This is a genomic window from Flavobacterium sp. (assembly GCF_025352015.1).
In the GTDB taxonomy this organism is placed as follows: Bacteria; Bacteroidota; Bacteroidia; order Flavobacteriales; family Flavobacteriaceae; genus Flavobacterium.
In genome coordinates this window covers 1-10,629 of sequence record NZ_JANXUG010000004.1, presented here as the reverse complement: position 1 = coordinate 10,629, position 10,629 = coordinate 1, and the positions used below count along the sequence as shown (strand labels likewise).

Genomic DNA, 10,629 nt, shown 5'->3' with positions numbered 1-10,629 from the left:
AAGCCTTCTATAATTTTATATAATCGAGATTTCTCTTCTTGATTTAATTCCGATATTTGTGCTAAAATGGTATCTTTCATAAAACAAAGATAATAAATATATTCTTTAGACTAAAGCCTTTTTTAATTGTTTAAACTCCCCAATGTTTTATGGATTTTGCGCTTATGGTGGGATTGCACTAATGATTTGTCTCCCGAAATTACGCTAATGTTTCCGTCAATTTCCATCATGGCAAGTTTAACTTCCTTCAAATGCTCTACGCCATGTTCTCTTACGACTTCCTCCAGTTCTTGTGAAGTAATCTCTAATTTCGCCAAAGTTTTAAATTCGATAATACCGTCGTGAATTAATATTTCGGGTTTATCTTGTACCAATTGCGTAATAAATGTGGATCGGTACATGATTTTTTTCAAAATAAAATTTAGTACAAATAAGACTAAAGCCGCTACTAAACCACCCTGAAGAGTGGAATTGCTTCCTACCATAGCATTTTGCACCGCATTACTAATCAGTAAAATTAAAATAATATCAGCAGTGTTCAATTGCGATAATTCTTTTTTACCAAACACTCGCAAAGCGATTATCATAAAAAAATACACTGCGCCGCTTCTGATTATTATGTCGAGATAAGTATTCATTTCTTGATTAAAAATTTATTTTTTTATTAGATGTTAAGGTGATTGTTTAAATTATAAACAGTTCGGATAATAATCTTCTATATAACAATAGTTATCGATGTATTGCTTCAAATACCTATAATAATTACTAATGTGATAAGAACAAATAAAATTAGTAAAGGTCTATTTTTTACGAATTACTTTTAAAATCAAAAACCACAAATTCTCGAAATATAAGATTGTTATTTATTCGTGAATTTGTGGCTTAAGATGAACTAATTATACTTTTAACTAGTAGGTTTTTTTGCTTTTTTAACGGTAACGGTCAATTCTTGATCTGTTTCGTCTAAATCCATATAAATTTCATCACCCGAACCAATTTTAGAGGTAATAATTTCTTCCGCTAAAGCATCTTCAACATATTTTTGGATGGCTCTTTTTAGTGGTCGAGCACCAAATTGCTTATCAAAACCTTTTTCAGCAATAAATGCTTTTGCAGTATCCGATAAATTAAGTTTATAACCTAATTCTTCAACTCTTCCATATAATTTTTTCAATTCAATTTCGATAATTAAATCAATATCATGTTTTTCCAACGGATTGAATACAATTACATCGTCAATCCTGTTAAGAAATTCTGGAGCAAAAGTTTTCTTTAAAGCATTTTCAATGACACTTTTTGAATTGTCATCGGCTTGTGCTATTTTGGCTGCGGTTCCAAAACCAACGCCTTGACCAAAATCTTTCAATTGACGGGCGCCAACGTTGGAAGTCATGATGATAATCGTATTTTTAAAATCGATTTTGCGACCTAAACTATCGGTGAGATAGCCATCGTCCAATACTTGCAACATCATATTAAAAACATCTGGATGCGCTTTTTCTATTTCATCTAATAGCACAACGCAATAAGGTTTTCTTCTTACTTTTTCGGTCAATTGCCCACCTTCTTCATAACCAACATATCCCGGAGGAGCACCAATTAAGCGTGAGATAGCAAATTTTTCCATGTATTCGCTCATGTCAATTCTAATTAATGCATCCTCGGAATCAAATAATTCTTTTGCTAATACTTTTGCTAATTGTGTTTTTCCAACTCCAGTTTGCCCCAAGAAAATAAAAGAACCAATTGGTCGGTTCGGATCTTTCAATCCTGCACGATTTCTTTGTATGGAACGCGCAATTTTCAGCACAGCTTCGTTTTGTCCGATCACTTTATTTTGAATTAGCTGTGGCAAATGAGCCAATTTATTACTTTCGGTTTGCGCAATACGATTTACCGGAATTCCAGTCATCATTGAAACTACGTCGGCAACATTGTCTTCGGTAACTCGAATACGATTTGTTTTAGCATCTTCTTCCCATTGTGCTTGCGCTATACTTAAATCTTTTTCTAAACGTTTTTCATCATCACGAAGTTTGGCTGCTTCTTCATATTTTTGCTTCTTAACAACAGAGTTTTTTAAGTCGCGCACTTCTTCTAATTGACGTTCCAATTCAAGAATTTGTTTTGGAACATCAATATTTGTAATGTGAACTCTTGAGCCAGCTTCATCCAAAGCATCAATAGCTTTGTCAGGAAGAAATCGTTCGGACATGTATCTATTTGTTAGTTTTACACATGCTTCAATGGCTTCGTCAGTGTAAATTACGTTATGATGGTCTTCGTATTTGTTTTTGATATTGTTCAAAATAGTAATCGTTTCTTCTACCGAAGTAGGTTCTACAATTACTTTTTGGAAACGTCTTTCCAAAGCACCATCTTTCTCTATATATTGTCTGTATTCGTCCAGCGTTGTGGCACCAATACACTGTATTTCACCCCTTGCCAACGCTGGTTTAAACATATTGGAAGCATCAAGCGAACCTGTTGCGCCACCTGCTCCAACAATGGTATGAATTTCATCAATAAAAAGAATAATATCATCATTTTTCTCCAACTCGTTCATCACGGCTTTCATTCTTTCCTCAAATTGACCTCGGTATTTTGTTCCTGCCACTAAAGAAGCTAAATCAAGCGTAACCACTCTTTTTCCGAAAAGAATTCTTGAAACTTTCTTTTGAATAATCCGCAACGCTAAACCTTCGGCAATGGCAGATTTACCAACACCTGGCTCACCAATTAATAACGGATTGTTTTTCTTTCTTCGACTCAAAATTTGAGAAACACGTTCGATTTCTTTTTCACGCCCTACTACTGGATCGAGCTTTCCTTCTTCGGCCATTTCAGTTAAATCTCGACCAAAGTTATCTAAAACAGGAGTTTTGGATTTTTTATTAGTCTTATTTGCCGGATTATTAAAACTGCCTTCTTTCAAACTGTCATCTTGACCTGAATCGTCATTATAAGATTCGTTTGTTGGTAAATTATCGTTAAAATCTTCTTCGCTTGGTGTCATATTCAAATATTGTTCTTTAACTACGTTATAATCTATTTTTAGTCGATGCAGTAGTTTGGTTGTTGGATCATTTTCATTCCTTAATATACACAATAATAAATGTGCTGTGCTTATCGACGTGCTTTGAAAAACTTTGGCTTCAAGAAAAGTAGTTTTCAGCGCGCGTTCCGCTTGACGAGTCAAGTGTAGGTTCTTTTTTTCGTTACTAATTTCAACATTTGGACTGGCTGGACTTAATACTTCAACCTTCTTTCGCAAATGTTCCAAATCAATAGCAAGATTATTAAGAATGGTAATTGCTTTACCATTTCCGTCTCTTAAAATTCCAAGCATTAAATGCTCTGTCCCAATGAAATCGTGACCCAATCGCAAAGCTTCTTCCTTGCTGTACGTAATCACATCTTTAACTCTTGGTGAAAAATTATCATCCATAAATATATAATTGGTAGCGTAAATTTAGTTATTATCAAGCTTTATCACAAAAATCATTCCTGCTAAATGTACTGTCAGCTAATTGACAAAAAAAAAGTCAATAATGAAAGTAATGATGCCGATAATTTATCAACCAAAAAAAGGGTTGTTTTTGTTAATAAATCATTGAAATTTGCGATTGAAAAAGTCTTGTAATTTTGCCAAATGACTTACATTAGCACGTTTTGAATCGAAAGTACTTTTTTATTAAATAATTTATACAAATATGTCTGACGGAGAAAGGTTAATCCCTATTAATATAGAAGATGAAATGAAATCAGCTTACATCGATTATTCGATGTCAGTTATTGTCTCAAGAGCCTTGCCTGATGTGCGCGATGGTCTAAAACCAGTACATCGAAGAGTGTTATATGGCATGTATGATTTAGGTGTAACTTCAAAATCTGCTCACAAAAAATCTGCAAGAATTGTTGGAGAAGTTTTAGGAAAGTATCACCCGCACGGGGATACGTCAGTGTATGATGCTATGGTTCGTATGGCTCAAGAATGGAGTTTACGTTATTTATTAGTGGATGGACAAGGGAATTTTGGTTCTGTTGATGGCGATAGTCCGGCAGCTATGCGGTATACTGAAGCAAGAATGAAGAAGATTTCGGAAGAAATCATGGCCGATATCGAAAAAGAAACGGTTGATTTTCAATTAAATTTTGATGATACCTTGTACGAGCCAACAGTAATGCCTACGCGTGTTCCTACCTTACTAATAAACGGAGCGACAGGAATTGCTGTAGGTATGGCAACCAATATGCCACCTCATAATTTGACCGAAGTTATTAACGGAACATTAGCTTATCTTGATAATAACGATATTGAAATAGATGAATTAATCACTCATATTAAAGCACCAGATTTTCCAACTGGCGGAACCATTTATGGTATGGAAGGAGTTCGTGAAGCTTTCAAAACTGGTCGTGGCCGAATAGTTATGCGTGCCAAAGTGAATTTTGAAGAAGTGGACGGACGCGAATCTATCATTGTTACTGAAATTCCGTATCAGGTTAACAAAGCAGACATGATTAAAAGAACTGCTGATTTAGTTAATGAAAAGAAAATAGAAGGCATTGCCAATATTCGTGATGAATCAGATAGAAATGGTATGCGTATCGTTTATATTTTGAAGCGAGATGCAACTCCAAATGTTGTTTTGAATACGTTGTATAAATTCACACAACTCCAATCTTCATTCAGTGTCAACAATATTGCATTAGTAAAAGGTCGTCCGCAAATGTTGAATCTAAAAGATATGATTCATTATTTTATAGAACACCGTCATGATGTAGTGGTTAGAAGAACCCAATTTGAATTGCGTAAAGCCGAAGAAAGAGCCCATATTCTCGAAGGATTAATTATTGCTTCTGATAATATTGACGAAGTAATAGCCTTGATTCGTGGTTCTAAAAATACTGAAGAAGCAAGAGAAAAATTAATCGAAAGATTTAATTTATCTGATATTCAATCTCGTGCTATTGTTGAAATGCGTTTGCGTCAGTTGACAGGTCTTGAGCAAGACAAATTAAGAGCTGAATACGAAGAATTGATGAAATTGATTGAGCATTTAAAAGCTTTACTAGCTGATGTAAATTTAAGAACTACGTTAATCAAAGAAGAGTTGATTGAAATTAGAGACAAATACGGTGACGAACGACGTTCTCTTATTGAATTTTCTGGTGGCGATGTAAGTATTGAAGATTTAATTGCTGATGAAAATGTAGTTATTACGATTTCGCACGCTGGCTATATCAAACGTACGAATTTAACCGAATACAAAACACAAAATAGAGGAGGAGTTGGGCAAAAAAGTGCTGGAACAAGAGATCAAGATTTCTTGGAACACATGTATGTTGCCACAAACCATCAATACATGATGTTCTTTACCCAAAAAGGAAAATGTTTCTGGATGCGTGTGTATGAAATTCCAGAAGGAAGCAAAACTGCCAAAGGAAGAGCCTTGCAAAACCTTATCAATATCGAATCTGATGATAAAGTGAAAGCATTTATTTGCACACAAGATTTAAAAGACAAAGAGTATACCTTGAGCCATAACTTAATCATGGTTACCAAAAAAGGTCAGGTTAAGAAAACATCATTAGACAAATATTCAAAACCACGTGTTAACGGTGTTGCTGCCATTACTATAAAAGATGGTGATGAATTATTAGGTGCTAAATTAACCAATGGCGAAAGTCAAGTTTTAATTGCTGGACGTTCGGGGAAAATGGTTCGATTTGAAGAATACAAAACCAGACCAATGGGTAGAACAGCCTCTGGAGTAAGAGGAATTACCTTAAAAGATGAATCTGACGAAGTAATTGGTATTGTGACAGTTGATAAAGAAAATGTAAACGACACTCAAATTCTTGTGGTCACCGAAAACGGATACGGTAAACGAACAAAACTAGTAGACGATGATGGCGAAGATGTTTACCGAATTACAAACCGCGGTGGAAAAGGAGTTAAAACGCTGAATATAACCGAAAAAACAGGATCCTTAATTGCTATTAACAATGTTACCGATGCTGATGATTTAATGATTATCAATAAATCGGGATTAACCATTAGAATGGCGGTTGAAGATTTAAGAGTAATGGGAAGAGCGACCCAGGGCGTGAAACTTATTAACATCAAAGGAACCGACTCTATCGCAGCGGTGACAAAAGTTATGAAAGACGATGTTGTAGAAGTTTTAGTCGACGAAGATGGAAACATTATCGAAGGTGAAGTAATTGAAAGAGTTAAACCTGTTATGGAAATACCAGAGGATGATAGTCCTACAGAAGACGACGAAGACGACGATGATATAGTTGACAACGATGATGCCGAAGACGATTCTGACGATGAAGAGTAAAAACTAAAAATCACGAATTAAAAATTTTAATTCGTGATTTTATTTATAAATTTTAAATAATAATAGTATGAAAATAAAACACATTATACTTGCTTCGGCAGTACTGGTTACCCTATCCGCTTTCGCGCAGAAGGATGAGTTAAAAGCATTAAAGAAAATTTATGATAAAGATGAAGCTAGTGCAAAAGATTTAGATGAATACAAGGAATTAATAAACAAAACGGAACCTTTAATTTTAAGTTCAAACGAATCCGACAAGGTTTATTTCGATTTTTACAAGGCATCAATTCCATTTCTTGAAATGACGATTGATTTAAAAAAGCCTGAAAACCTGAAAAATCCAACTGCAATTTTTAAATATTTCAATCCAACGGTCATTTCAGCAATGTCCACAAGTTTTGAACAAGTGCTAAATTTTGAAAAAAAATCAGGTAAAAAAGTTTTAACTGATGATATAAATGAAGCTGTACCACAAGTAAAACCGCTACTTATTAATTATGCCGTAAGTTTAACAGATGCCAAAAAATTCAAAGAAGCGACCAATGTTTTATATTCCGTTTATCAATTAGATAAAAAAGATGTAGATAAATTGTTTTATGCTGCCAGTTATGCCGTTAATGCTTTAGATTATGACAAAGCGTTAGAATATTACAATCAGTTGAAAGCATTGAATTATTCGGGTGAAGGAACGGTTTATTGGGCAACCAATAAAGCCTCAAAAAAGGAAGAAACTTTCAGCAGTAAAACCGAAAGAGACCTTTTTATAAAAACGGGCACACACGAAAAACCAAGAGATGAAAAGTTAGAATCCAAAAGAGGTGAAATTTATAAAAACATCGCTTTAATATTTGTTCAAAAAGGAAAAATAGATGAAGCAAAAGCCGCAGTTGCCGAAGCAAAAAAAGAAAACCCAAATGATACCTCATTAATACTCACCGAAGCCGATTTGTATTTGAAAGTAAACGATTATGACACTTATACAAAACTGGTCAATGAAGCATTAGCTAAAGAACCCAACAACGCTGATTTAGTTTATAATTTAGGGGTTATTAGTGGGAATGCAAATAAACTTGCTGAAGCCGATAAATATTATAGAAGAACCCTCCAAATAGATCCTAATTATTTTAATGCCAATCTGAATTTGGCCGAATTAATTTTAAGAGCTGATGAAAAATTAGTTAAAGAAATGAATAAATTAGGCACATCCGAAAAAGATAATAAGCGTTACGCAATAATTAAAGCAGAAAGAGAAAATAATTTCAGATTAGCATTACCTTTTTTAGAAAAAGCAGTTGAACTTAAAAGTGATAATATACCGGCAAAAAAAACATTGTTGAGCGTATACAACGCACTCGAAATGACCGACAAATATAAAGCACTAAAAGCAAAAATGTAATTGGTTTAATTAAAATTTAATACAATAAAAAAGTCCCGGTATGAAATCGGGACTTTTTGTTTTCTAAACTAACCAAATTTATATAGAAACATAATTATGCAACACCATTTTCTTGAGTACTAACTTTTTTCAAGAAAGATCTGATCAATACACTGTTAGTGTTAATGCCAGAATTAATTAATTGTTTTTTGCTAAATGTTCCGTTTGAAGTATAATTTGAAGTTTTTTTAGAACCCATAAACCAAACTGCAAAATCCATTGAGCTAGATGCAACAGCATTATCTGTAGTGATAGTAGTTGTAGCAACTTTAGAAACCGAAACTTGAGATGAAGTAGTTACCGCAACACTATTAGTATTAGATTGAGCAAACGATACTGCTGACGATAACATTAATAAAGCACAAATAACAAACAATCTAACGTTAGTTACATTTCCTTGAGTTGATGTTTTATTAATTGTTGTCATAGTAGTAGGTTTGTTTCTTATTACTTGACCAAAACTACTGCAACAGCCTACTTAATGAAAATATTTACGGTAACTAACCTCAAAACTCGTTTAAACGACAAAATCAATGAATACAATGGTTTTGAGCGTTTTTATTGTGCAGTTTGTCTATAAATTGCTAAAAAAACAGGTGTTTTATCGATAAAAAACCATAATTTTCTTTGAACTACATCATACTAACTATTATCATTAGCTCATTTGTATTGATAGTGATAAAATCTTAGTAAATTAGCATCATAATATTAAAGTCATTCAAAATGAAGGTCGACCAGAAAGGAAATACTACTACAATCAAGAATACAAATGGAAATTCAGCAGCGTTTTATCAAAAACTAAATCATGTTTACGCCAGTTATAAATCTCAAAACTTGATTATTGATTTATCTCAAGACAAGGCTTTAACAATGAATGATATTAAATTGTTTTTGGAAATGGTAAAGGTTCATACAAAATCAAAAAAATCATTGGTGCTTGTTACCGACTCAATAAATTTTAATGATGTTCCATCGCAAATTACCGTTGTTCCATCTCAACTCGAAGCTCATGACATCATTGAAATGGAAGAAATAGAACGCAATTTAGGATTTTAGTCTATAAATAATGAAATTAACAATATTGGGCTGTTATGCAGCAACACCTCGAACAATTACTAATCCAACATCGCAGGTATTAGAAATTAGAAACAGAATGTTCCTAATAGATTGTGGTGAAGGAACGCAAGTGCAGTTGCGAAAAAACAAACTTAAGTTTTTCAAAATCAATCATATTTTTATTTCCCATTTGCACGGTGATCATTTTTATGGATTAGTAGGTTTGATTTCTACTTTTATGTTGCTCAATCGCCAAACAGATTTACATGTTTATGGTCCAAAAGGCGTCAAAGAAATCGTATTATTACAACTGAAATTTTCAAATTCATTTACAGGGTATAAGTTGTTTTTCCGAGAATTGAGTTCGCACGAAAGTGAGATTATCTATGAAGATGAAAAAGTATTGGTAAAAACAATACCGTTAAAACACCGAATATATACCAATGGTTTTCTGTTTCAAGAAAAAATAGGTGATAGAAAACTAAATATTGTTGCAGTCAATAAACATAAAATTGAAACCTGCTATTTTCAAAAAATTAAAAACGGAATCGATATTACGCTCGATAATGGTTCTACTATTACAAATAACGAACTGACTTTTGATCCAGTTCAGCCTAAAAGTTATGCGTTTTGCAGTGACACGATGTATGATGAAAGCATAATTCCGATTATTTACAATTGTGATGCATTATATTATGAAACAACTTTTTTAGAATCAGAAGCTGATAAAGCCAAATCAACTATGCACAGCACAGCCAAACAAGCAGCAACAATTGCACTCAAAGCAAATGTTAAACAGTTAATTTTAGGACATTACAGCACCCGATATGCCAATATTAATTTGTTTCAACAAGAAGCAGAAATTATTTTTCCAAATGTGCTTCTCGCCGATGATGGAAAAGTTTTTGAATTGGATTAAATGCCAGTAACTCAACAAAAAACTCCATAAATTTGCAACAATATAACAACCAATGGAAGACCTAAGCAATTATAGAAAGTCCTACGAGAAAAGCCAGCTTTTGGAAGATACTATTCCAGAAGATCCAATAAATTTATTTCACAAATGGTTTCATGAAACCCAAGAATTTGGTGGAGTAGATGAGGTCAATGCTATGACAGTTGCTACCATTGGTATGGATGGTTTCCCAAAATCGAGAGTAGTATTGCTTAAAAAATACGATGAAGAAGGTTTCATTTTTTATACTAATTATAATTCCGAAAAAGGAAAAGCCATTGTGTACAATCCTCATATTTGTCTTTCATTCTTTTGGCATAATATGGAAAGACAGGTTATTATTAAAGGAATCGCAGAGAAAACTTCGGAAACAATTTCAGATAATTATTTCAACACAAGACCAGAAGGCAGTAAACTTGGCGCCATTGTTTCTGCTCAAAGCGAAGTAATACCATCTCGGGATTATTTGGATAATAAATTAAATGAGTTGGAATCAACTTATGAAGGTCAAGCAATTCTGCGCCCAAAAAATTGGGGAGGTTTTTTAGTAAAACCAATAGAAGTTGAATTTTGGCAAGGAAGACCCAATAGATTGCATGACAGAATTCGATACAAACTTCAGGATGATTTTAATTGGAAAATTGATCGGCTTTCTCCTTAAATTAATTTTAACCACTCACTTGAGTGGTTTTTCTTTTTTAAAACGTTTCAAAAATAAATATCGACGAATTACAATAAAGTAAGAAAAATATATTTTATATATATAAAATTATGTATTTCATCGATTTTATTTGTTACTTAAACGGTAAATGATGTAAAATTGTCTAACC

The 10,629-nt window shown here is 33.2% G+C and carries 8 protein-coding genes; 5 read left to right on the top strand and 3 right to left on the bottom strand.

Features of this window, described 5'->3' with window-relative positions; translation table 11 throughout:
• Positions 1–122 precede the first annotated feature (122 nt).
• Together Q0Q96_RS00440 and Q0Q96_RS00435 are read right to left on the bottom strand one after the other, a co-directional pair.
• Positions 123–638, bottom strand: coding sequence for a YetF domain-containing protein (locus Q0Q96_RS00440; RefSeq protein ID WP_293870181.1), 516 nt, complete (start codon positions 636–638; stop codon positions 123–125).
• A gap of 266 nt (positions 639–904) precedes the next feature.
• A complete protein-coding gene (locus Q0Q96_RS00435) occupies positions 905–3,448 on the bottom strand; it encodes an ATP-dependent Clp protease ATP-binding subunit (protein ID WP_293870179.1) in 2,544 nt (847 codons plus the stop codon).
• 265 nt (positions 3,449–3,713) lie between these two features.
• Between Q0Q96_RS00435 and gyrA the strand changes: the two genes are divergently transcribed.
• Together gyrA and Q0Q96_RS00425 are read left to right on the top strand one after the other, a co-directional pair.
• Complete coding sequence (gyrA, locus tag Q0Q96_RS00430) at positions 3,714–6,353, top strand: DNA gyrase subunit A (RefSeq protein WP_293870177.1); 2,640 nt, start codon at positions 3,714–3,716, stop codon at positions 6,351–6,353.
• A gap of 67 nt (positions 6,354–6,420) precedes the next feature.
• Positions 6,421–7,749 (top strand): tetratricopeptide repeat protein, encoded by a 1,329-nt coding sequence (locus Q0Q96_RS00425; RefSeq protein WP_293870175.1) that lies wholly within the window; start codon positions 6,421–6,423, stop codon positions 7,747–7,749.
• A 94-nt stretch (positions 7,750–7,843) separates the two neighbouring features.
• Here Q0Q96_RS00425 and Q0Q96_RS00420 read toward each other — a convergent pair whose 3' ends face one another.
• A complete protein-coding gene (locus Q0Q96_RS00420) occupies positions 7,844–8,215 on the bottom strand; it encodes a hypothetical protein (RefSeq protein WP_293870173.1) in 372 nt (123 codons plus the stop codon).
• A 296-nt stretch (positions 8,216–8,511) separates the two neighbouring features.
• Between Q0Q96_RS00420 and Q0Q96_RS00415 the strand changes: the two genes are divergently transcribed.
• From Q0Q96_RS00415 to pdxH, 3 genes are read left to right on the top strand one after another with little or no spacing between them, the layout of a single operon-like run.
• Entirely contained in the window at positions 8,512–8,844 is a 333-nt protein-coding gene (locus Q0Q96_RS00415) for a ribonuclease Z (protein ID WP_293870171.1), read from the top strand.
• A gap of 10 nt (positions 8,845–8,854) precedes the next feature.
• On the top strand, positions 8,855–9,763 hold the full coding sequence (locus tag Q0Q96_RS00410; protein ID WP_293870169.1) for a ribonuclease Z: 909 nt from the start codon (positions 8,855–8,857) through the stop codon (positions 9,761–9,763).
• Between the two features lie 52 nt (positions 9,764–9,815).
• Positions 9,816–10,460, top strand: a complete 645-nt coding sequence (gene pdxH, locus Q0Q96_RS00405; RefSeq protein ID WP_293870168.1) for a pyridoxamine 5'-phosphate oxidase — start codon at positions 9,816–9,818, stop codon at positions 10,458–10,460.
• Positions 10,461–10,629 lie beyond the last annotated feature (169 nt).